This is a genomic window from Bacillus sp. FSL K6-6540, from assembly GCF_038007545.1.
On record NZ_JBBOXH010000001.1, the window covers coordinates 2,278,489 to 2,302,389 of the forward strand.

Consider the following 23,901-nt stretch of genomic DNA (forward strand, 5'->3'; position numbering starts at 1 on the left):
GGCTCTATTTGCGCCGTATTTGTTTGCTCTATCCGTCATCTTCCGGAAGATCTGCCAGGAAAGTTCAGCCGCTGTCCTGTCAGTAACAAATAACGTGAGGGTGACACAACCCGCCCAAATTCATCGAATGCATTGCATTCTTACTCAACAATAAATATTATATGAAGTAATGATATAAAGTCAAGTTCAACCTGCAACTTACTATAACTTGGTTTTTGTCTAATTTTGTCGATAGGACCATGGACCTAAAATTATTGTGAAAAACGCATAAATTCTGATGCAAAAATGGGTAGAAAAGAGTAATATGATATTGGAATAAGTAGTAGCAATTATCTAGTTACATATCGTAGTGTTTTTTGGTTATTATCATTCCCCAACATGTTGAACAGCCGGGTTGCCGCCATGCGGCAGCCGAATGGATCCTTACATTATGAATCGGAACGCCAGTCTTGGATAGGCCTTTTATAATGGTGCAAAGGAGCGCCCAATATGTCAGAAGAACAACGGAAAGTGTATGAAAGCTCTCCCGGTTCTGCGGTCATGTTCAATGATGCCGGGCCAATTCCTGGAAACGAGCCTCGTCTATGGCTTCAGGGCTTGGATATTACACCTCATGATTTCCCTTATATTCAGCCTCTCATATCAGACAGCTATCTGGAGTGGCTAAGAGAAAGCGCTGGCACGCAGGCGATGCGGAAATTCAACTGGGCCCTTCTTTCTCATGAGGGAGCTTGGCTGACAGGGGCACCCGAAATAACGGAATACGTTCATGCAAGCGAGGACGAGACGCTGGCGCATACGCTCCGTTCGAAAGAAGCCGCCCAAGGCATGGGCAAGGGTTCGCTTGAGGGAAGGGTGCTGTGCGCTGTCCCGCTGTTCACGCGCGTCCATGGCGATTTTTTTGCGGTGATGGTCAGCGTTGCCTCGGGGAGGATGGAGCCGGAGCAGTCGCTCATGCTGACGGAAACTTACGCATTGCTGTTCCGTTCCTGCTTCTACCGCCAGATGGAGTACATCTTTGCGGATGACCTGGAGAAGGTCCACCGCCAAGCCGAACGTGAAGTGCAGAGGCGTTCCATCTTGTTTCAGTACGTGAAGCGGATGCATGTGCAGATCAATGTGGACAGCGTGCTGGTGGAGGCTATTGATAGCGTCCTGGCCCTGTATCCCAAGGCGAAAGTCGAATTATTTATGTCACAGGACCATGAAAGCGTTCATCCGCTCGTGCGTCCGCTGCTGCTCCATCATTGGCAGGAAGAGGTTTATGTTCGCACCTTTATGGAAGGTTCCCTGACGATTCATGAGCATGAAGAACCCGACACGCTGGTGGAGATCGGGATTCCCATGGGAGGCAAGCAGGGCGTCTATGGGGTGCTTCACGTTGAAGTGGACAAGTCGGAACTGCCCGATATGGATCTGGAACTGCTGGGGATGATGGCCGATGCCGCAGGCACCGCCTTCGAGAACGCCAAACTGTACGAGCAATCCAACCTGATGATTCATGAGCTCCGCATGATTAATGAGCTGACCCAGCGGCTGAACAAAAGCTTGCATTTGGCGGAGATATTTCAATTCGCCAATCATGAGCTGCTCAAGATCCTTGAGGCGGATTACTGCTGCATTCTGATCCATAATGAGGAGCTTGGCGGTCTAGAGGTGGTATCCTGCAACGCCGAGTGGCTGGCCAAGGAGGTCTTCGAGAAGGACTACGGCTTGGGGGGCCTCGTCTATCATTCGAAGGAGCCGCTCATTCTGTCAGACTATCAGGAAGAGCGTCCGGCAGAATCCAGGCTGATGGAGAGCACGCGGTCCAGCTCGATGATTGCTACTCCGCTAATGGTTAACGGCGAGGTGAGGGGCGTCGTCCTGCTCACCCATGCGAAGCGGCATTATTTCTCGTACGACAGCTATCGGCTGCTTCAAGCCTTGACAAGCCATATCGGCTTGGCGATCGGGAATGCCTTCCTGCATGCGGAAGTGAGAAGAATGGCTAACCGGGATATGCTGACCGAACTGTACGCCAGACATTATCTGGATGAAATAATCCATGAATGCCAGAACCGTGATTTTTGCGGCTCGCTCATCGTGGTGGACATCGACGAATTCAAGCAGGTCAACGACACGTTCGGGCACCAGCGTGGTGACAAGATTCTGAAGCAGGTCAGCAGCATCGTGAAAACAACCATTCGTCACAGCGATATTCCGGCCCGTTGGGGCGGTGAGGAGCTTGCGGTGTATTTGCCGGGACTCGGCATTCAGCAGGCGGTGCAGGTGGCCGAACGGATTCGCTTACGGGTGGCCGAAGAGACCGATCCGCGCGTAACGGTGTCCTGCGGGATTTCCGAGTGGAACTGGACCAATGACAAGATCAGCGTGGAGTCGCTCTTCTATCGGGCGGATATGGCGCTCTACGAAGCGAAGAATGGCGGCCGCAACCGGATCGTCGTGGAGAGGGCCGAAGCCGAGATCGGAATGGATTAGATACCCTGCAGCTAAGAGAGGCTGCAGGGTTTTTTCTGTAATCTGCATAATGTAAGGGGCCGCGGATAGCCTAATAGCAAGATCAACGAGAGGCTGATGATTATGCGAAACAGAAGGTTACGAAGCGTCATCGCTATGATGGTATTCATTTTTGGCTTAACCGGATGCGCCTGGCAGGATCAGCTGACTGCCGAAGAAGCGTTTAACCGTGCTTTGTCGGGGCTGTCTGGCATCGATAATTTCTCTTTTCGAGGAGAAACGGCGATTCGGAGCGGAGAAACAGGACCGTTTGAGGAAAGCCTGGCGTTTGAAGGGAATCTGCGGCATCATTCCGACCTGACCTTATCTTCAAAAGAGAGAAGCACCGTCATAAATAATGACAAGATGTCTGCCGAATCGGCATATAAATCGAATGAACTTACCGTGACGCTCAAGCGAAAGGATGGTAAGTGGAGGACGCTTTCGTCGGAGCATGCCGGGGGAATGTGGATGAACCGGTTAAATCCGCTGGAATTGCTGGAGTACATGGGCAAGTCGGAGAAGACCGTAACCCAGGAACTGGGGGCCGCAAGAGGAACGAAGGTGCTGCGTGTCGAGCTGTCGCCCGAGGCGGCTGCCCATATGGTGGACGAGTCGCTGGATGAGCAGATGAAGGCGTTGGCTGAGCGGATTGAACGTAAAGGCGACCCGTTATACAGCGACGATCCGAAGGTTCGCAAGCGGCTGAAGGAAATCTGGGAAAGGGACTACCATGAAATGAAAAACATGCTGAATGAGGCGGATGCCGTTTCGGTCTGTCATGTAACCATTAACAGAAAAAGCCAGTTGCCTACCAAGATGACCATGGAGCGCAGGTTATCCTTTGTGGACGAACAAGGCAAAGCACGTACCGAAACACTGCTGTCGGATGTTACGTTTACCGGTTATTGAGCCATTAAAAATTTTTTCACGATGAGCGCTGACGCGAGGCTGCCCGGCGTGCTACAATAATATAAATTTACCGCTGTTCAATTTATACAATAGGGAACAGTCATCATAAGGAGGATAAGACATATGCGTGATCCCAGAATTCAAAAATTGGCTCAGAATCTCGTGAACTACTCCGTGGATATGCAGCCAGGGGAAAATGTGCTCATCGAAATGATCGGATCGGAGCGCGATCTGCTGAATGCCATTATCGAGGAGGTCTCGAAGGGAGGCGGCCGCCCGTTCGTGCAATTGACGGATCGTACGGTCCAGCGCGCGATGTTGAAGAACGCAAATAAGGAGCAGCTTGAGCTGTGGGCAGAGCTGGATCTTGAACGCATGAAAAAAATGGATTGTTACATCGGCATCCGCGCAGGCGAGAACGTCAACGATATGGCTGACGTGCCCGAAGAGAACATGAAGCTGTACAATGCCCTTTACTCGCATCCCGTACATAGCGAAGAGCGCGTGAAGCGCACCAAATGGGTGGTTCTCCGTTACCCGAACGCCAGCATGGCGCAGCTTGCCAACACCAGCACGGAGGCCTTTGAGGATTTCTACTTCGATGTGTGCAATCTGGATTACTCCAAAATGGACCGTGCCCAGGATCCTTTGGCCGAGCTGATGAGGAATACCGACAAGGTTCGCATCGTGGGACCGGGAACGGACCTCAGCTTCTCGATCAAAAACATCGGCGCGGAAAAGTGCTCCGGCCAGAAGAACATTCCGGATGGCGAGGTGTACACCGCGCCCGTTCGTGACTCGGTTAACGGGACGATCGCTTACAACACGCCGACTCTTTACAATGGAGTCACCTTCGAAAATATTAAATTCCGCTTTGAAAACGGGAAAATCGTCGAAGCAACAGGGAGCGACACGAAGCGGCTGAACGAGATCCTGGATTCGGATGAGGGTGCGCGGTACATCGGCGAATTTGCCATCGGCTTCAACCCGTACATTTTGACACCGATGAAGGATATTCTCTTCGATGAGAAAATTGCAGGAAGCCTGCATTTTACGCCAGGCCAAGCATATGATGTAACAGACAACGGCAACCGATCCTCCATTCACTGGGATCTCGTTTTGATCCAGCGTCCGGAGTACGGCGGTGGGGAAATCTACTTTGATGATCGCCTGATCCGCAAGGATGGCCTATTCGTTATTCCAGAACTGGAAGCATTAAATCCGGAAAATCTTAAATAGATTGGAAAAAATGTTGCATAAGAAAACGGATTCAATGTATCATGAAGGTGCAGTGATGAGCTTTATTCAGATCCTAAAGTTACGGAGGGATTCGTATGTCCAATAACAATCAATCTATCGTAGAAATTTCGCAAACAGCCAGCCAGTTCACATCCTCCATCGTTTTGCAGGCGGAGAACAAGTACATTGATGTTAAGAGCATCCTGGGTCTGTTCACAACGCTTGTCAACAGCCAAAGCTATGAACTGCATGTACATGGTCCTGATGCCGATGAAGCCAAAAAAGCAATGATCGACGTATTCACCAAGCATGGCTTGAACGTATCCGTCGTGGCTGAATAACATTCGCCAAAAACACCCTTTCAATCCATGGAAGGGTGTTTTTTCGTAGAGAAGGGGTCTATTTTGTTCAGGTCCTTGTATTGAGAAACGATTTCGACTAATATTAAAGATAGTAACTGTGCTGTGATTTTTGACATAGGGGGGAAGATCATGACTTCATCTGATTTACAGGAACAGCTGAATCTCAAAGCGATCAGTCTTCTTCATGAAGATGCAGATAAAATCCTAAAGCTTATTGAAGTACAGATGGAGAATCTGGCGACCCGTTATTGCCCTCTCTATGAGGAAGTGCTGGATACCCAAATGTACGGTTTTTCAAAAGAGGTTGATTTCGCGGTGCGGGCCGGGCTTCTTCCGGAAAGTACGGGAAAGCAGCTGATCAGCAAGCTTGAACGCAATCTGGCGGTCCTGTACGAAGCCATGAATCAATCCAAATAGCCTGTACTCGTACAGGCGCATACATAGAGAAACGCATGTCGCGCTCCCGCGACATGCGTTTTTTTTCTAGCTTTTCGATTAGATTTGAATCCGTGGCAATCACCGCTTCCAAGGTTTATACGAGGAAGAAGGAGACGCCCAGTATGACGTATACGGCGAGCAGCAGCAGGCCTTCATACCAGTTGGAGGCGCCGTCCTGCGTAATGGACCTGGCTATGAATACGGCGACGCCGATGGCGACCAGCTCCAGCGTGGTGAAGACGAGATCCATCGTATCCCCAAGGAAGAAGCTGATGAACACAAGCACGGGAGCAACGAACAGGGCGATCTGCAGGCTGCTGCCGACGGCAATTTCTACGGCCGCGCCGATTTTGTTCTTCATCGCAAGCATGATGGCAGCACTATGCTCTGCGGCGTTGCCGATAATCGCTACCAGGAAGGCCCCGATGAACAGCTCGCTGAGGCCATATTCGTGACTGATGGGCTCAAGCACCCCGACAAGCCATTCGCTGACAAACGCAACCATCACGGTGGCGATGACAAGGTACAGAATCGAGCGCTTCTTGGACCAAGTGGGACCGTGCTCGTGCGGGAGCGCATCCTGGTCGTGATCGTCGCTGACATCCGCCAAATAATTTTTATGGGTGATCATCGAGAATCCAAGCCATGCGATGTAGGCCACGATCAGAATTCCCGCCACAATGAGGCTGAGCGTCTTGGTTTCACCCTCCGTAATGGAGTGGGTATTCAGAAAGACCGCAGGGATGAACAGGGCGATAATGGCCAGCGTCATCAGGGATCCATTCAGACCAGCCAGCGTCACATTGTATTTCTGGATTTTAAATTTGAGGCCCCCTGCAAACAGGCTTAGCCCGAGGACGAGCAGCAGGTTGCCGATAATGGAGCCGGTGATGCTGGCTTTCACCATGTCGTACAAACCTTCCTTAATCAGCAGGATGGCGATGATCAGCTCTGCCGCGTTGCCGAAGGTAGCGTTCAGGAATCCCCCGAGCCGTTGGCCGGCGTAATGCGCGACGCTTTCCGTTGCTTTGCCGAGAAAACCGGCGACAAAAATAACCGCTATGGCAGACAGAATGAATTGGAGCGTGAAGTTCCAATTCGCAAAATGTCCCAGCGCACTAAGCAAAAAGGTAAAGATCAGAAGCGCGGGATTGAGCCATTTCTTCATAACCGACACCTACCTTATGGTTTATGTACTGATGAGTACTTGCGAGCGAAAACGACGATTCTCGTATCGCTTTTTACAATATACCCAAATTTTTCGAAAAATTATCGTTCTTTTCAGAAGCGAGCATTTGCTTTTTAGGCCCGTTACCATTTACAATAACGGATAATGAGGTGAAGGAGGAAATGGCATGACGGAACAACTTCAACTGGATAACGGTTTGATTCGAATATCGGATGATGTCGTCTCGAAAATTGCCGGATTGGCTGCCTTGGAAACCCCAGGTATTGCAGCCATGTCCGGTGGATTGTCCGAGGGCTGGGCGAAGCGGCTGAGCGGCAAAAATGTGCAAAAGGGTGTTACGGTAGAAGTAGGGCAGTTGGAGGCAGCGATCGACCTGCGGATTATCGTGCTTTACGAGACGCCTATACATGAAGTGTGCCGCATGCTTCAACAGAATGTCCGCGAAGCTGTCGAGAGCATGACAGGGCTTCGCGTGGTTGAAGTCAATGTGAAGGTCGAAGGCGTAGCTTTCAAAGACGACGAAATCGACGATATTCAGCTTCGAGCCAAATAAGACGAACCTTGGGGGATCAGCCCCCGCTAATGATGAAAAAAATGAACAAAAAAGACTACACGGTTGCCCGGTAGTCTTTTTTAATTACGGATTTAACCTGCTCCTCTTTCATCGGACGGTTGCTGTCCCTGGATATGCTAAGCACGATGCCCATGCTCAGCATCATGACCAGCAGCGAGGAACCGCCGTAACTGATGAACGGGAGGGTAACGCCCGTAATCGGAATGGTATTGGTCACCCCGCCGATGTTGATGAAGGCCTGAATGGCGATAAGTCCCATGATGCCGACGCCGGTCAAGGTTCCGAACGGATCCGAGCAGCGAAGCGACACGATGATCCCCCGCAGGATGAAGTATAAATAGAGCAGCAGGAATATCGCGGTTCCGATAAAACCGAATTCTTCGCCGATGACCGAGAAGATGAAATCGTTGTACGGATTCGGCAGATAATGCAGCTTCTGCACGCTCTCCCCGTAACCCGCTCCGGTAACGCCGCCCTGGCCGATGGCAATCAGCGATTGGACCAGATTGTAGCCCGTGTCCGATTCATCATGGAACGGGTCCATGAATGCCTCGATTCGTCCCATCTTGTAGTTCTTGGAGGCCTGCTCCTGATCTCCGCCGGAGTTGAAGAGCGATCCGACGCCGAGCGTGAGCACCAGGCCAAGCGCAACAAGCGAGATACAGCCGAGAATATGCTTAAGGCTGGCGCCCCCCGCATAGATCAACAGCCCGCTGGTAGCCACGAGGATGAAGCAGGAGCCCAGGTCGGGCTGAAGCATGATCAGGCCCGCTACGATCCCTACAATAATGAGTACGGGGAAGAAACCGCCCTTCCATTGACGGATTCGTTCCCCTTTTTTGGTGATCAGCGCTGCCAGATAGACGATGGTCGCGATTTTGGCCAGTTCGGTCGGCTGGATGCCGAATTTCCCCAAATTAAACCAGCTTGTGGCGCCGTTGGTTGCGGAACCGATAATCACCACAAGAATCAGCAGCATCAAGGTTAGAAAAAACACCGGTATGAATAGCTTCTTGTATTTCTTATAGTTGATGTTCATGGCCACAAACATGACAAACGTGCCCAGAACCGCAAACGCGGCTTGCCGCTTCGTGAAGTGCAGCGGATCGTTATTGAATTTTTCATTGAAAACGGCCAAGCTGGAGCTGGAACTGAACACCATGATCAGTCCGAATCCCACCAACAGCAAGGTAAGGATCAGCAGTTGGAAATCAGGCGTCCCTCTCTTCGGCTGAGGTTTGGTCGTATTCATCGTGTTCGACCTTACGCTTCCAGAAGAGCTTTGAGCTCTTGAAGCTTCTTGGTGGCCACATTCATGACAGGCTGCGGAGCCATGGATTCATACTCGAGACCGTGCGGGAACGTGGCTTTACCCAGGTATACCGCTTCGATTTTGAGGATGGTGTCGGGTTTCTCCAGCTTGCCTTCAACAGCGCGGGTGTTAATGCGCAGGAAGTATTCAGCCTGATTTTTTTTATCTTCGATTTTCAAGTCGTATGTAGCGCGGTAGTATTCCCACTGCCAACGAATGAAGCCTACTTTCTCGGCACATTCATCGAGGTAAGCTAAATCGCTGTGCAATCCGTCCAAGCCTGTATTTTCGAAAATCATGTGGTCGTAACCCCCTTAATAGTCCTTGCAAAGTTCTTTAATATGATAGTATGTTTCAAGAACTTGTGCAAGCCTGTACCGCCCGTCACGCTTCAATTGAGACCATTTATCCAGATCAGATTTTGATAACGGCAAGCATTCTTCTTTTCTGTTAAAATAAATGCAAGTGAAAACGCTGTGAAATGTACGCTTTCCATCCTGGTGGTTATATATTCATAGGACTTCAATTCAAGCGAAGGGTGGATACGGCCTATGAACCGCGTCGTTTACCGCACGGAGTATTATGCAGTGGAAGAAAACGGGCAGAAAGAAATCGTCGTGATCGACCGGATTCCGGATTCGGCAGCGGTTGTGGCCGTCCATCAAGGGTGCCTGCTACTGGTATGCCAGCATCGGGAAGCGGTGAATGAGATCACCTGGGAGCTTCCCGGCGGAACGGTGAAGCCCGGCGAGGAACGCGCGCTTGCCGTTAAGCGGGAGCTTGAGGAAGAGGCAGGCGTGCAGTGCAAGGACCTGTCCTACATGGGCAGTGCTTATCCGATGGCTTCTCTGGCCAACCGGAACGTTTATTTTTATTTCACCGACGATTTGAAGGTGTCCGGGAGCCGGGAGTCGAATCAAGAGGAAGACGAAGACGTTAGAGCGGTGTGGGTCCCGCTCAGGGATGTATATCGCAAGATCAAGGAGGGCGGCCGGATGGATGCCATGGTTGGGCACGGACTGCTGCTGAGCAAACTCCACGGCTTTCTTGCGATCGATTGAGCCGCCAATAGCGGGGGAAGGATGATGAACTTGATGAAGGAAGCATTTTGGGATCAATGGTATCCACGGATGGTGGAGTGGCGGCGTCATTTACATATGCACCCGGAGCTTTCGTTCCAGGAGAAGGAAACTTCGGCATTTATAGCAGCCCGGCTGCAGGAGCTCGGTCTTGCGGTCAAGACCGGTGTTGGCGGGCATGGAGTTATAGGGACATTAAAAGGGGATAAACCCGGCAGGACGGTTGTGCTGCGGTCCGACATGGATGCGCTGCCGATCGAGGACGGCAAGAGCTGCGAATACAAATCCAGGGTGCAGGGAGTTATGCACGCTTGCGGGCATGACGGGCATGCCTCCATGCTGCTTGGAGCCGCCGCATATTACAGCACGTTCCCGGAAGAAATTCAGGGGGAGATTCGTTTTATGTTCCAGCCGGCGGAGGAAGTATGCCCCGGCGGCGCGGTGGAGATGATCAAGGACGGAGCGCTCGAAGGGGCCGACGTCGTCTATGGTCTGCACCTGTGGACGCCGTTACCTGTAGGCACCGCAGCGAGCGCGCCGGGTCCGCTGATGGCGGCGGCGGATGAGTTTTTCATTGACATTACGGGGCGCGGGGGGCATGGCGGCATGCCGCATGTGACGGCCGATGCCCTGGTTGCGGGGGCTGCGCTTGTCATGCAGCTTCAAACCATCGTAAGCCGCACCGTGGATCCGCTGCAGCCTTCCGTCGTTACGGTAGGGACGATGCAAGCCGGAACGGCGCAAAACGTCATAGCCTCCTCCTGCCGGATCACGGGGACGGTGCGCACGTTTGACGAACCTACCCGGGCGTTGATCCGGGAGCGGATCGAGCATATGACCCGGACGGTTTCCGAAACCTACGGCACAAAGGCGGCGGTTCGATATCTCGTCGGCTACCCTCCCGTGGTGAACGATGAAGCCGAAACCGCACGATTTTTCCGTACGGCACCCAAAGTGTTCGATGTGGATCAGGTCATCGTCTCGCCCAAACTGATGCCGGCAGAGGATTTCGCTTATTACTTGAAGGAAATTCCGGGCTGCTTCATTTTCGTTGGAGCCGGCAACCCCGACAAAGGGGCGATTTATCCGCATCATCATCCGATGTTCGACTTTGATGAAGATGCGATGCGCTACGGGGCGAAGCTGCTGGTCGAGATGGTGTCGAGCTATCAGAACGGGGAATAGACTTTCACAAAATCGCAATCTTCGCGCATGAACGCTCGTTATTTGGAAATCCTATTGATCATAGGGGAAGTTCAGATCCAGGTCATGGATGTGGACTTCTTTTTTTTAGATGACCGAATGTCACGAGGAGGAATAAGGGTGCACAACAAGCCTTGCATCGTCCAGCGCGATCGGACCATACTTCTTGAAACCGCCCATGCGGATGCGGAGGCTGCGCGCGAGCAGCTAGCCCAATATGCGGATTTGATCAAAAGTCCCGCGTCTTTTCATACATATCGCCTGACCCCTTTATCTTTATGGAACGCCGCTGCAGGGGGCATGTCGGCTGAAGCGATTTGCTCGAGCCTTCAGTCGTTGTCGCGTTGGGACGTGCCGGCCGCCCTGCTGGAAGAGGTTCGCCAGCTCGTTGGGCGTTACGGGCAGCTGTCGCTGCTCCCGCATCCAACGCTTGAACGTGCATTGCTGTTATCCAGCAATGAGGAAGCCCTGATGCAGGAGCTGACGTCCCATCGCTCCCTGAGGGAAATCGGCGTCCGGTTGATTTCACCAAAGGAAGCAGAGGTGCCTTCGGACCGCCGCGGCGTGTTAAAGCAGGAGATGACCCGGCTCGGCTATCCTGTGCTGGACCACGCGGGATATATGGACGGGCAATACCTGAACATTCTTTGGCGGGGAGAAAAATCGGGCAGCTGGCGCCTTGAAGATTCGAACGGCGGATCCAACGATCAGCGCTTCGTGCTTCGCGACTATCAGCAGAAGGCTGCCGAATCCTTCAGGGATATTGGCGGCGAAGGCGGCAACGGAGTGCTGGTCCTGCCATGCGGGGCCGGGAAAACGGTCATTGGCATCGCCGCCATGCGCGAGCTGCAATGCGAGACGCTGATCCTCACTTCCAATACTACGTCGGTAAGGCAGTGGATCGCCGAGCTGATGCAGAAAACGACGCTGTCCGTGGATGAAATCGGCGAATACTCCGGTCAACGCAAACAGGTCAGGCCGGTGACGGTCGCTACCTACCACATCTTGACCCACCGGCAGGGCAAGGGGGAGGAGCAGCAGCATATGAAGCTGTTTAATGAACGGCGCTGGGGCTTGATCATTTATGACGAGGTTCATCTTCTTCCCGCACCGGTATTCCGCGCGACGGCCGACATCCAGGCGACCCGCAGGCTTGGCCTGACCGCCACTTTGGTTCGCGAGGATGGAAGGGAGAGCGACGTGTTCTCCCTGATCGGTCCCAAACGATATGAAATGCCGTGGAAAAGGCTGGAGGCACAAGGGTGGATTGCTTCGGTGACCTGCACGGAGATTAAGGTGCCGCTGCCGGACGAGATCAGAGAAGCCTGCGAAACGGCAAACAAAAGGGAGCAATATCGGCTGGCTGCCGAGAATCCCTCCAAACTTGATGTGATTCGGCAGCTCGTGGATGTCCACAAGGATGCGCAGACGCTCATCATTGGACAATACCTGGATCAGCTCCATGCCATTTCCAGGGAGCTGCAGGCCCCGCTCATCACGGGACAAATGACCCAGGATCAGCGCAACGAATGGTATAACGCCTTCAGGGAAGGAAACATACGCGTGCTTGTCGTATCGAAAGTGGCAAACTTCGCGGTCGATCTCCCCGATGCTTCCGTAGCGATCGAGGTTTCGGGCAGTTACGGCTCTCGGCAGGAGGAAGCGCAGCGGCTTGGACGTTTGCTGCGGCCGAAGTCAGGGGAGAATCGGGCTTATTTTTATGCATTGGTAACGGAGGACAGCCGGGAGGAGATCTTTGCGATCCGGCGACAGCTGTTTCTGATTGAGCAGGGGTACGAATATCACGCGATACATGCAAAGCAGCCGGCGGCCTCCCTGGATCTGATCGCGATGCGAAATCCCCGTTCTTATCAGCATCCCGACGGGAAGGAGGTCTCGTGGAGATGACGAGGCAGCAGGACATGGCGGACACGATGAGCCTGGAACGGCTCCTTCCGAAGGAGCGATCGGTCCTCTATCATATCTGGCGCCGCTTTGCCGGGCAGGGTTTCGATGACGACAAGCTGCGCTCATTGCGATTTCCCCGCTTGAGCGGCGCGGAGGCGCAGCTTGCCTTCATCTCCTTGAGACAACAGGGATGGGTGCGAGCGGTCAAGCGGGGTTGGGGCGAGAGGCTGTATTTCATTCCTTTTGACAAGCTGCAGATCCTCCTAGAAGGCTGTGGTCCTGTAGAGGCTCATGAAACAGGCTCCCTGCCTTCTGTATCCGTGAGGCTTCAGCAGGAAGCAAGAAGCGGCATAGCGATCGATATGTTCAATGTTCTCGTATATATGGCCAAGAACCGCGTATCGTTGACCGCTAAAGGGATTTTGCATAAGAAATGCATTCAGAAACTGGGGGGCGAGATCGCCTTAACGCCATACGATGTCGAAGGGCTCGCCCTTCACTATGATCATTCGGATGCGTACCCTCAACATGTCGCGATGGTGTTGGATCTGCTGTTTACGTTTGAGCTGGTCGTTGCAGAGCAGGGGGAACTCAAGCTGAACCGTACCTCATTGCGGCGTTGGCTTATGCTCTCCCGGGAAGCGATGGACCGGTCCGTCCTTCTTCACATGATGGAACGTTACATTCCGAACTCGGCCGAGTTTCAGCATTGGACTTGGCGGATATGTCACTCGTCGTTGTCCGGCGGGGTGTGGTACCGCGCCTGGCAGATGCCCGCTGCAGTCTCTGAGCCTTTGGAAGGAGGTGCATCCACCGGAAAAGAATTATTGCCGGAGGAAGCCGCTTCATGGCTCCGGTTATTAACCGGCTGCGGTTACACCGATTTGGGCATCGATGACGATGGTCAATTCCTGTTCCGCTGGCGCGTGGCCCCCTTCTCCTTGCTGGATGGAAGCGAAGGGGCTGATACCGGATCATCGGGTCTGTTCATTCAGCCGGATTTTGACATTTTGATACCGCCCAATGTGCCGAATTCCGTTAAGTTTCAAGCTGCTTGCTGCACGGAGCGGATTTTGGATGATGTGATGACGGTCTATCGCCTGACAAGGGATTCGGTGATTCAGGCGGCAAAAGCCGGAATGGAGCCGGACAGAATCGCGGCCTTTTTCTCGAAACATGCAGCCGCCGGAATGCCGGAGAACGTGCAAGCTGCTTTATACCAATGGGGCAAGGAGATGGACAGGGCGGGCCTGAACGAGTCGCCTCGCTATGAAGAGGCTTTTCCGGAAGAGGATACGGAACTTGCGGGTACTGATGGAAATGACCGTTACCCTATGCAGTGGGGGAGTCGTAGCCGTCCCTCCTGCGGATTGATTCGCCCGGCACGAAGCGAGCTTGTACTTGAACCTGATGACACCCTGCCGGATCCATCGTCGATCATTCCCGATTTGAACCGGATTCCTGTCATGTGGACACGGGATTGGCGCTCTTACCACGGCTCGACGGCCAAACAAATGATGGAGCAGGCGCTGGAGCTGTCGGCCAAATTGGAGATTGCCGTGGATGGCAGCCGCATGGAATTCATTCCATTTCAAATCCTGCGTCAGCCGTGGAAAATTTCGGGTGCGTTATACGATCCGGATTCGGATAAGACGGGAGCCATCGTGGAGTTAGGCGAAGGGGAATGGAGGGAAATGCGGCTTGTGATTCCGTAAAAGCGTTTGAATTCCCCCTTCTTAAGATACGAGCGTTATGCTATGATGAAAGAGTCCACGATCAACACGCGGGCCAAATTTAATAGAAAAGCGGGATGAGTTCATGAGCGTATCGGAAATAAACACGGTCGATATGGCCGAGGTGCTCACCTATGCCTACGAAATAGGCGACATGATTAATGCTTCCGTCGAAGTGGCGGATTATCTATATTGGAAGCAGGCAGTTGAGAATGACCCCATGATTCAGGCTTTGGTCAGAAAGCTTGACTCGAAGAAGGAGTTGTTCGAAGAGACGCAGCGGTTCGGCCACTTTCACCCGAATTATCATTCGGCTAAGGATGAAGTAGCCGCGGTGGAAGCGGAACTGGAGGCTTTTGAACCCGTAGCCCGGTTCAAGCAGGCGGAGAAGAATCTGGACGATCTGCTGCATTCCATGTCGGAGAGGATTGCTTTTTCGGTTTCGGAGAGCATCAAGGTTCCCGGCAATGACCCTCTTCCGAAGAAGGGGTGCGGCAGCGGAGGAGCCTGCTCGTGCGGATAAGGGGCATACATTAGAGATAGAGACGAAAGTGAGGCGAGGAGCTTAGGATGTTGGCTGAACGGACGGGTTTTATTATATGGGTCAGCGATGTTAAGGCAGCAAGGAATTTGGAGAAATACGGCAGCGTCCATTATATATCGCGCCGCATGCATTACGTTGTCATGTACGTCAACGCTGACCGTGCCGAAGAGACAATGAAGAACATCCGGAGATTGTCCTACGTTCGTAAGATCGAGCGCTCCTACCGGAACGAGATTAAGACAGAGTACAGCAGCAAGGGGCCGGATAAAGCCAAGTTTTACGGTCCCTAGCAGGATGTGCCTGCTCGAGAATCTGTGCAAATCGCATATCGCGTATCTTGCAAGAATACGAGAAAAGCGTAAAGCGGCCCCTCCTGGGGCCGCTTTTTTTAAAGCCTTGGAAAGTATTAGCCTCGCAAGTCACGCATGAACTTCCAAAGATTATTTCGATTTGCGGCGATAGATTGGCATAAATCGGAAGGCCATTTGATAAAATAGTATAAGTAAGGTACAATTTACATTTTAATGGGACCCATCATTCCATCCGGATTTGCACCTTCCGCACCAGGATGCAATTAGAGCTATTTCTAAATTTTCGGTGATTGTTCACAAGAAGCGAGGTTTCAATCTTGTGAATGACAGTGGAATGATGTAATATGTTGGGTATATATACATAGATACAAAGACCCATTTGGTGGAGAGTGATATTCCATGCGCGACAAAGGGACTGAGCGGTGGAGCACCTATGAGCCGTTTTATATTACGTTAAATGATAAAAAGGTAGCCGATATCGTGATTACCAATCATGCAAAGAGCCGTTATACGGACCGGGTGGAAGGCCATGACACCTCCCACGAGGAAATCGGGACTTGGATGTGGGAGTGCTTGAAGCAGGACCGGATCGTGCCGTATTACCGCAACGAACAGGATGTCTATCTGATCGACGACGACCTGGTGGTTGTGGCGGAGTTCTCGGAGCTGGAGCACGAACGCGATCTGATCGGCAACCCACTGCATCGGATGATCATTGTAACATTTTTGGGGCGTATGTCCGAAACCATTGAGCTTCGGGACCTGAAGTCTTATTACTCATGGCTTCGTCATTCGCGCCGCATGACGCTGATCAAGAACAGCCGCAAGCGTAAATAAAGAAATAAAGTCATGAAATGGCATGCGAGCGTAAGCGCGGATGTCTTTTTTTGTATGCGCTGCCGCGATCCGTTACAATATAAAACAAGAGCGGCAGCGAGAGGGGAACCGAAACGATGAATTTTCACCAGCTACATATCTTTTACACGGTGGCCGAGCGGGGAAGTTTTTCCGCCGCTGCGCAAGCGCTTCATATGAGCCAGCCGGCCGTGACGATGCAGGTGCAGGCGCTGGAGGAGTACTTTGGGACAAAGCTGCTCATCCGTTCCACCAAGCGCATGGAGTTATCCGAGGCCGGGAGGACGCTGCTCCCCTTTGCCCGCAGGAGCCTGGAGCTGTCGCAGGCCACGGACGCGGCCATGGCGGCTTTCTCGAACAAACTTCAGGGAAGGCTGCAGCTCGGGGCAAGCCTGACGATCGGGGAGTATGTGCTGCCGCGATTGCTGGGGCCCTTCGGCCGGGAGTACCCGGACATATCGATAATGCTCAAAGTGATGAACACTACGCAGATTCTCGAGGAAATCGCAAGCCATCAACTGAACTTCGGATTGATCGAGGCTCCGGTTGAACATCCGGACATGGTGCTGGATGCGGTCATGGAAGATGAGCTGAAACTGATCGTTCCTTCCAGCCATCCTTTAGCGCAAAGGGAAGATGCTATATATTTGAAGGATGTGCTGACGTATCCGTTTGTGCTGCGCGAGAAAGGTTCCGGCACCCGGAAGGTCATGGAGGACGTGCTGCTGGAGCGGGGGCACGATCCCGAGAGCATCCAGACGGTGATGGAGCTGGGGAGCACGGGAGCTGTCAAATCGGCGGTAGAGGAAGGACTCGGCATCACGATGCTGTCAACCTCTACGGTTAAGCACGAGACGGCGCTCGGGTTAGTCAAAATGATCGATATCGCGGATGCGTCATTTAAACGGAATTTCTATTCCATTCATTTGCGGTCGGCGCTCTTGCCGATGTCGGCGATGACGTTTTTGGCCTATTTAAGAGAGCGACGGCGTTAATGCAAGCATACCCGTATATACAACGAAAGGAGATTGAACGCCATGGATAAACTTGCGTCTCGAAAGGGCTGCGATCTTCATTCGCACACCCAGGCTTCGGATGGAATGAATACGCCTTCGGAGAACGTGCAGCTTGCCTATGAGCGGGGGCTGGGGGCTTTGGCCATTACGGATCATGATACCGTAGCCGGCATCGAGGAAGCGCTGCAAGCGGGAGAGCGCTTGAACATCATCGTGGTCCCCGGCGTAGAAATCAGCACCATGGCAGGCGGGACGGATATTCACGTCCTGGGCTATTACGTCGATCACCGGGACCCCGTGTTTCTGGAGCGGCTGGCAGCGCTCCGTCGCACGAGGGAGAAGCGCAATGAGAAGATCTTGGCTAAGCTTCGCGAGCTTGGCATCGAGCTTACGATGGAGGAAGTCATTGCGGTATTGGGGCGGCCGCTGGAGCCAGATGAGAGCATCGGACGCCCGCATATTGCGGATGCGCTGGTCCATAAAGGACATGCCCTGGATCTGCGGGATGCCTTCGACCGGTATCTCGCCCAGGGCGCTGCTGCCTATGTACCGCAGCCGCGGATCCATCCCAAGGAAGCCTGCGAATGGATCCGTGAAGCCGGCGGCGTGCCGGCGCTTGCGCACCCCGGACTCTACGGCGATGATGCGTTGGTCAGAAGGGTCATTGAAGAGTCAGGGTTCAAGGGGATCGAAGTCTATCATTCGGACCATGGGGTATCGGAGGAGGAACGTTACTTGGCGATGGCCGAGGAGTACGGCTTCATCGTGACCGCCGGATCGGATTACCATGGACAGAGGCAAGGCCAGGTATTCCATGGGGATATCGGCAGCCGCCAGGTATCCACCCAGGTGCTGGACCGGCTTCAACAGGCACGGGCAAGGACCTAAGACGGACGGAACGGTAAGAAAAACGGGTATCCCGGATGGTCATTTTGACCTTGCGGGGTACCCGTTTTTTTGGCTGAATGAAGATCTATCCGCGTCTTCCGTTCATTTTAATTGCGATTGTTTTTTACCGAATTGGGCATGGCCTTGATCAGCTGCTCGTCCGGCGTCACGAACAGCGTTTTCTGATTGTCGTAGATGACGAAGCCGGGCTTGGCTCCATTCGGCTTGCGGACGTGGCGAATGAGCGTATAGTCGACGGGCACGCTGCTTGATTCTTTGGCCTGACTGTAATAAGCCGCCAGCTGCGCCGCTTCCTGGAGCGTCGCGTCCCCGTACTCGCTGCTGCGGATGACCACATGGGAACCCGGGATATCCTTGGTGTGCAGCCATGTGTCGTTCGAGGAAGCGAGACGGTTGGTCACGTATTCGTTTTGAAGGTTGTTTTTGCCCACATAGAGCTCGACGCCTTCGGATGAAGTATAGACATGCAGCGTCGGCTTGTCGTTTTTCTTCTTTTTCTTCGTTTTGCGGCTGCGGTCTCTTAAATATCCCTGCTGGACCAATTCGTCCCTGATTTCATCGATGTCGTTCAGGGAAGCATGCGACAGCTGCTGCAGAAGATTCTCGATATAGTTGATCTCTTCGCGGGTTTTGATTAACTGTTCGTTGATGACCGCGAGGCTGTTCTTATACTTGTTGTACTTTTTGAAATAACGCTGGGCATTGTCCGATGGTGTCAGTAGCGGATCCAGCGGTATGGTGACGGTCGCCTGCTCTTCATCGTAGAAGTTGATCAGCTGGACTTCGCGGTCGCCCTTCTGAATCTGATGGAGCGAGGCGAAGAGAAGTTCGCCAAAAATCCGGTACCGATCGGCATCGCCGGCTTCCTCCAAATCTTTGTTCAGATTATCCAGCTTCTTGATGTTTTTGGTCCGTTCATTCTGCAGGAATCGGAGGAGGTCGCTGACCTTCTGTTTAACCGTGTCCCGCTGGGCCTTATCCCCGTAATAATCCTCCATGCATTGGCTGACGGATTCGTAGGTTCTGGTCTCGTCCGCAAGCAATGTCAGCGGTATGACGGAGAACACCGATTTGCCCTTGGCATTGACGCCTGTAACAGGCGTATATTGATGGCTGCGGACTTGCCCCATCACCTCATCGAATGCACGCCACAGGCTGCCGCAATCTTTTTCCCCTTCGTTTCCGCCAGGATGGCCTTCTCCTGCACGGTGGGCTATTTCCTGCGCTGCCAGCGGGCTCAGGCCGCTGAATGTACCGACCAGCCATGGGACGGCCGGCTCCTCGTTCACCAGGCAGGACTCCCGGAAAGCTTCCTGCCCGGTTTCGAGCGGGCTCCGCTTATGCTGCTCCGGCGGATCCGTGTAGGAAAATCCCGGCATGACCACGCGGTAGCTGCTGATGGCGGGCGTCACATGGTTGATGCCGTCCAGTATGGTATCGCTCGCGGGATCAAGCAGAATGATGTTGCTGTGTCTGCCCATCAGCTCCACGATGATTTTCTTGGAGGAAACATCCCCGAGCTCGTCGCGCTGGCGAATCGTCATATGGATGATCCGCTCCATGCCCACCTGCTGGATGTCCTCGATGATGCCGCTTTCGCAATGCTTGCGCAGAATCATGCAAAACATCGGCGCTTCGGCCGGATTGAGAAACGTTTCCTGCGTCAGATGCACCCTGGGATATGTGGGGTTTGCGGAGAGCAGCAGCTTGGCGTTTCCTTGCTGGGTGCGTATGTGAAACACGATGTCCCGATCGTTCGGTTGATATATTTTATTGATTCGTGCGCCCCGGCAGGCTTGAAGCTCATGCACGATCGCGCGCGTGACAATGCCGTCTAGTGCCATCCTTCATTCTCCTATCTGTCTGTTACCCTTCCTAATCGTACTTCTCTATGATGCCATATTTCCCTTAAAAACTTAAGGCCCCTTCTGTGATAATTCAGGACCTGTCCGAATACATTTACGTAGAAAGGGTGGAAAAGCTGTCATCCGCCGGAACTTGCAAAACCAACCGGGAGGGAAAGGAAGCATGGAACAAAAGCAATGGCACCAGATGGACACGGATGAATTGCAGCAAGTACTGCAGATGCATCCGGAGCAGGGCCTCACGGAAGAGGAAGCCGGGGAGAGACGAAAAAAAAGTGGCTACAACGAGCTCTCCGAGGGCGTTAAAATTTCTCCATTTGTTCTGTTCTTGAATCAATTTAAGGATTTCATGATGCTGGTGCTTCTTGGAGCCACCCTGGTATCCGGCCTGCTGGGCGAGTATCTGGATGCCGTCACGATCGTGGCCATCATCCTGATCAACGGGATCCTTGGTTTCATCCAGGAATTCAAGGCGGAGCGGTCGCTTCGGGCCTTGAAGCAGCTGTCCGCGCCGACCTCCAAGGTCATCCGGGACGGCAAGGTGGTGCAGCTAACGGCCAGAGAACTCGTACCTGGCGATGTCATTCTCGTCGAGAGCGGAGACCGTATCCCGGCCGACGTTCGCTGGCTCGAGATCAACAGCTGCAGCGTCGAGGAGTCCGCCTTGACCGGCGAGTCCCTGCCGGTAAATAAGCATGCTGAGCCGATCCACGATGCGGAAGTTCCGCTGGGCGACCGGAAGAACATCGGGTTCATGGGAACGATGGTGGCCCGCGGCACGGGTAAAGGCGTTGTCATCCGGACCGGAATGGATACGGAGATGGGCAAAATCGCCGATTTGATCCAAAACACGGAATCCCAGGAGACGCCGCTGCAGCATCGCCTGGAGCAGCTGGGCAAAATTCTGATCGCCGTGTCGTTGGGGCTGACGGTCTTGGTCGTAGTCGCAGGCATTCTGCATGGACAGCCTGCAGCAGGGATGTTCTTCGCAGGGGTCAGCCTCGCCGTAGCGGCCATTCCCGAAGGGCTGCCGGCCATCGTCACGATTGCGCTATCCCTCGGCGTGCAGCGCATGATCAAGCGCAAAGCGATCGTGCGCAAGCTGCCATCCGTGGAGACGCTGGGCTGCGCATCCGTGATCTGTTCGGATAAAACGGGGACGCTCACGCAGAATAAAATGACCGTGACCCAGGTTTGGCTGGGAGGACGTACGCTGGAAGTGACCGGGCACGGGTATGACCCGACGGGTCAGATCCTCCACAGAGGCAAGCCTGTCGAGCTGAGATCCGATCAGGGGCTTCGCAGACTGCTGCAAATCAGCGGGCTGTGCAACAATGCGGAGATCTATGAGAATGTGCAGGAGGAAGCCCGGAGCAAGCGCAAGGGCAAGGAGGAGCCGGCAGCAGCTGCTTGGGAGTTAAAAGGGGACCCGACAGAAGGAGCGCTGCTGACGCTGTCGTCCAAAATGGGATTGACGAAGGGCAGCCTGAACTCCATCTACCAAAGGGACAAAGAGTTTCCTTTCGATTCGGAGCGGAAGCTGATGTCCGTCATCGTCAGCCATCAGGGCGGACGATTGCTCTGCACGAAGGGCGCACCGGACGTCCTGCTGGACGCCTGTGCTTATATCATGTGGGACGGGAACGTCGTGCCGCTGTCCTCCACGCTCCGCCAGAAGGTGCTGGCCGCCAATGAAGGCATGGCTTCCAACGCGCTGCGCGTGCTTGGTTTGGCTTATCGGGATTTGCGTTCCTATGATAAGCCCGAAACGGAGAAAGAGGCCGAGAGCCAGCTTATCTTTGTGGGGCTGGCCGGAATGATCGATCCGCCGCGCCGTGAAGTGCGCGACGCGATTGCGACTTGCCGCCGCGCCGGAATCAAGACCGTCATGATCACGGGCGACCATCGGACAACGGCGGAAGCGATCGCGGCCCAGCTCGGGATCCTGCCAAGGAACGGTCTGTCGCTATCGGGACAGGAGTTATCCCGAATGGACGACAAGGAGCTGGATGCGAGGGTGGATCAAACCTTCGTTTATGCCCGCGTCTCTCCCGAGCACAAGCTTCGCATCGTGAAATCGCTCCAGCGGAAGGGGCATGTGGTTGCCATGACGGGGGATGGCGTGAACGATGCACCAGCCATCAAAGCCTCGGATATCGGGATTGCCATGGGCATTACCGGCACGGACGTAACGAAGGAAGCGTCGTCGCTGGTGCTCAGTGACGATAATTTCTCCACGATTGTTTCGGCGATTGAGGAGGGGCGGAGCATTTATGAAAATATCCGCAAATTCATCCGCTATTTGCTGGCCTCCAATGTCGGCGAGATTCTGACGATGTTTTTTGCGATGATGATGGGGCTTCCGCTTCCGCTCGTTCCGATCCAGATTCTGTGGGTAAACCTGGTCACCGACGGGCTCCCGGCCATGGCGCTCGGGGTGGACCAGCCGGAGAAGGACCTGATGGAGCACAAGCCGCGGGGGGCCAAGGAAAATATTTTTGCCAGACGCCTTGGCTGGAAAATCATCAGCCGCGGCATCTTGATCGGCTTGTGCACGCTCGGCGCATTTTGGGTCACGCTGCGCATCGCGCCGAATGATCCGGCGCAGCTGGCCAAGGCGCAGTCCGTTGCCTTTGCTACCCTTGTCATGGCCCAGCTGATCCATGTGTTCGACTGCCGCAGCTCGCGCTCGATTTTCCATCGGAACCCGCTTCAGAACAAAGCATTGGTTCTGGCTGTGCTGTCCTCCGTATTGCTGATGCTCGGCGTCATGTACATCGAGGCGTTCCAGCCGATCTTCAAGACGGTTCCGCTTGGCCTGAAAGAGTGGGCATTGACACTCGTCGCCGCCGGCATTCCTACCTTCCTGATGGGGGCCGGAAGCGTGTGGGGCGGCAGACGGAACCGCAACCGGAACCGCCGCGGCATGATGACGAAGAGTGCAAATATTTCGGCGTAAAATGAATGGATAGCCCATCACCTCTGCGATATGCTAAGCACGAGCGTAGCAATTGCAGAGGAGATGGGGTTTTATGATGGAATTTACGAAAATGCATGGATTGGGCAACGACTTCGTTGTCGTATACGGCGAACGGGAACTTCCATCCGATGCATCCGAATTGGCCGTGAAGCTGTGCAATCGCTTCTTCGGCATCGGTGCTGACGGACTTGTATATATTTTGCCTTCCGCGAAGGCTGATTTCATGATGCGGATTATGAATTCGGACGGTTCCGAAGCGGAGCAGTGCGGCAACGCCATCCGCTGCGTCGCGAAATATGTGTACGATCATGGCCATATCGACCGCGAGGAGATTACCATAGAAACCATCGGAGCCGGCGTGCAGCAAGTGCGTCTTACGGTGCAGGACGGTCAAGTAAGCAGCGTAAGGGTCGATATGGGCGAACCGGTCCTGAATGGACTTAGCGTGCCGACCTTGGTCGATCTCAATCCGGTGGTGAATCATCCCGTTGAAGTGGACGGCCGGGAATTCCGATTCACTGCCGTTTCCATGGGCAATCCGCACTGCGTCATTTATGTGGACGATGCGGTGAACTTTGATCTCGGCGTATGGGGTCCTAAGCTTGAGGTGCACCCGCTCTTTCCGAGAAAGATCAACGTGGAGTTTGCAACGGTGAATTCACGCGGTCAAGTGGACATGCGGGTATGGGAGCGCGGCGCGGGGCCGACCCTGGCCTGCGGCACCGGCGCCTGCGCGACGCTGGTATCCTCCGTGCTGAACGGGGCCACAGACCGCAGCGCGACGATCTCGCTTAAGGGCGGGGACCTGTTCATCGAGTGGGATGAGCTTGATAACCATGTGTACATGACGGGACCGGCCGAGGTTGTATACAAAGGGAAGTTGGCAATTTAGGGCATCTGCTGGCCGCTTCTCTTCCTCCGGCAGTTGAAAAAAACAGCATGTTCATAAGTTTGTCCTGCAGGGACGGACACG

At 53.7% G+C, this 23,901-nt stretch carries 21 protein-coding genes; 17 read left to right on the top strand and 4 right to left on the bottom strand.

The features are described from left to right. Positions 1 to 489 precede the first annotated feature (489 nt). The 5 genes from MHH82_RS10030 (at position 490) to MHH82_RS10050 (ending at position 5,429) form a co-directional block, all read left to right on the top strand. A complete protein-coding gene (locus MHH82_RS10030; protein ID WP_145035377.1) occupies positions 490 to 2,481 on the top strand; it encodes a sensor domain-containing diguanylate cyclase in 1,992 nt (663 codons plus the stop codon). Positions 2,482 to 2,583: 102 nt separating this feature from the next. Continuing rightward, positions 2,584 to 3,411: a hypothetical protein gene (locus MHH82_RS10035; RefSeq protein WP_036665924.1), complete on the top strand. Its 828-nt coding sequence runs from the start codon at positions 2,584 to 2,586 to the stop codon at positions 3,409 to 3,411. A 123-nt stretch (positions 3,412 to 3,534) separates the two neighbouring features. After that, the gene (locus MHH82_RS10040) at positions 3,535 to 4,650 is read left to right on the top strand and encodes an aminopeptidase (protein WP_015734316.1); all 1,116 of its coding nucleotides are present in this window, start codon (positions 3,535 to 3,537) and stop codon (positions 4,648 to 4,650) included. Between the two features lie 95 nt (positions 4,651 to 4,745). Further along, positions 4,746 to 4,991 (top strand): HPr family phosphocarrier protein, encoded by a 246-nt coding sequence (locus tag MHH82_RS10045; RefSeq protein WP_009589671.1) that lies wholly within the window; start codon positions 4,746 to 4,748, stop codon positions 4,989 to 4,991. 150 nt (positions 4,992 to 5,141) lie between these two features. After that, a complete protein-coding gene (locus MHH82_RS10050) occupies positions 5,142 to 5,429 on the top strand; it encodes a YlaN family protein (protein WP_009589686.1) in 288 nt (95 codons plus the stop codon). Between the two features lie 115 nt (positions 5,430 to 5,544). Here the strand turns inward: MHH82_RS10050 and cax are convergent, their stop codons facing one another. After that, complete coding sequence (gene cax, locus MHH82_RS10055) at positions 5,545 to 6,618, bottom strand: calcium/proton exchanger (RefSeq protein WP_015734317.1); 1,074 nt, start codon at positions 6,616 to 6,618, stop codon at positions 5,545 to 5,547. Positions 6,619 to 6,805: 187 nt separating this feature from the next. On the opposite strand from cax, the gene MHH82_RS10060 reads away from it, so the two are divergent. Further along, positions 6,806 to 7,192 (top strand): Asp23/Gls24 family envelope stress response protein, encoded by a 387-nt coding sequence (locus tag MHH82_RS10060; protein WP_009589611.1) that lies wholly within the window; start codon positions 6,806 to 6,808, stop codon positions 7,190 to 7,192. 55 nt (positions 7,193 to 7,247) lie between these two features. On the opposite strand, the gene ftsW is transcribed toward MHH82_RS10060, so the two are convergent. Further along, positions 7,248 to 8,465: a putative lipid II flippase FtsW gene (ftsW, locus tag MHH82_RS10065; protein WP_009589615.1), complete on the bottom strand. Its 1,218-nt coding sequence runs from the start codon at positions 8,463 to 8,465 to the stop codon at positions 7,248 to 7,250. An 11-nt stretch (positions 8,466 to 8,476) separates the two neighbouring features. Continuing rightward, positions 8,477 to 8,824, bottom strand: coding sequence for a YugN family protein (locus MHH82_RS10070; protein ID WP_009589628.1), 348 nt, complete (start codon positions 8,822 to 8,824; stop codon positions 8,477 to 8,479). Between the two features lie 252 nt (positions 8,825 to 9,076). On the opposite strand from MHH82_RS10070, the gene MHH82_RS10075 reads away from it, so the two are divergent. From MHH82_RS10075 to MHH82_RS10115, 9 genes are all read left to right on the top strand, one after another. Then, positions 9,077 to 9,586 carry an NUDIX hydrolase gene (locus MHH82_RS10075; RefSeq protein ID WP_036665923.1) on the top strand — a complete coding sequence of 170 codons (510 nt, stop codon included), beginning with the start codon at positions 9,077 to 9,079 and terminating at the stop codon, positions 9,584 to 9,586. Positions 9,587 to 9,610: 24 nt separating this feature from the next. Beyond that, a complete protein-coding gene (locus MHH82_RS10080; protein ID WP_340969892.1) occupies positions 9,611 to 10,789 on the top strand; it encodes a M20 family metallopeptidase in 1,179 nt (392 codons plus the stop codon). A gap of 117 nt (positions 10,790 to 10,906) precedes the next feature. Next, the gene (locus MHH82_RS10085) at positions 10,907 to 12,715 is read left to right on the top strand and encodes a DNA repair helicase XPB (protein ID WP_340969895.1); all 1,809 of its coding nucleotides are present in this window, start codon (positions 10,907 to 10,909) and stop codon (positions 12,713 to 12,715) included. Continuing rightward, a complete protein-coding gene (locus MHH82_RS10090; RefSeq protein WP_340965480.1) occupies positions 12,712 to 14,430 on the top strand; it encodes a helicase-associated domain-containing protein in 1,719 nt (572 codons plus the stop codon). The genes MHH82_RS10085 and MHH82_RS10090 overlap by 4 nt, the downstream gene beginning before the upstream one ends. A gap of 103 nt (positions 14,431 to 14,533) precedes the next feature. After that, the gene (locus MHH82_RS10095; protein WP_015734322.1) at positions 14,534 to 14,971 is read left to right on the top strand and encodes a YlbF family regulator; all 438 of its coding nucleotides are present in this window, start codon (positions 14,534 to 14,536) and stop codon (positions 14,969 to 14,971) included. A 47-nt stretch (positions 14,972 to 15,018) separates the two neighbouring features. Beyond that, positions 15,019 to 15,282, top strand: a complete 264-nt coding sequence (locus tag MHH82_RS10100) for a YlbG family protein (protein ID WP_006209210.1) — start codon at positions 15,019 to 15,021, stop codon at positions 15,280 to 15,282. A 420-nt stretch (positions 15,283 to 15,702) separates the two neighbouring features. Continuing rightward, positions 15,703 to 16,140 carry a hypothetical protein gene (locus MHH82_RS10105; RefSeq protein WP_009589660.1) on the top strand — a complete coding sequence of 146 codons (438 nt, stop codon included), beginning with the start codon at positions 15,703 to 15,705 and terminating at the stop codon, positions 16,138 to 16,140. A gap of 116 nt (positions 16,141 to 16,256) precedes the next feature. After that, the gene (locus tag MHH82_RS10110; RefSeq protein ID WP_015734323.1) at positions 16,257 to 17,153 is read left to right on the top strand and encodes a selenium metabolism-associated LysR family transcriptional regulator; all 897 of its coding nucleotides are present in this window, start codon (positions 16,257 to 16,259) and stop codon (positions 17,151 to 17,153) included. Positions 17,154 to 17,195: 42 nt separating this feature from the next. Beyond that, a complete protein-coding gene (locus MHH82_RS10115; RefSeq protein WP_340965486.1) occupies positions 17,196 to 18,062 on the top strand; it encodes a PHP domain-containing protein in 867 nt (288 codons plus the stop codon). 107 nt (positions 18,063 to 18,169) lie between these two features. Here MHH82_RS10115 and MHH82_RS10120 read toward each other — a convergent pair whose 3' ends face one another. Beyond that, entirely contained in the window at positions 18,170 to 19,927 is a 1,758-nt protein-coding gene (locus tag MHH82_RS10120; RefSeq protein ID WP_340965487.1) for an Rqc2 family fibronectin-binding protein, read from the bottom strand. A gap of 184 nt (positions 19,928 to 20,111) precedes the next feature. Between MHH82_RS10120 and MHH82_RS10125 the strand changes: the two genes are divergently transcribed. Both MHH82_RS10125 and dapF read left to right on the top strand, forming a co-directional pair. Next, on the top strand, positions 20,112 to 22,907 hold the full coding sequence (locus MHH82_RS10125; RefSeq protein ID WP_340965489.1) for a calcium-translocating P-type ATPase, SERCA-type: 2,796 nt from the start codon (positions 20,112 to 20,114) through the stop codon (positions 22,905 to 22,907). 76 nt (positions 22,908 to 22,983) lie between these two features. Beyond that, a complete protein-coding gene (gene dapF, locus MHH82_RS10130; protein ID WP_036666168.1) occupies positions 22,984 to 23,820 on the top strand; it encodes a diaminopimelate epimerase in 837 nt (278 codons plus the stop codon). Positions 23,821 to 23,901 lie beyond the last annotated feature (81 nt).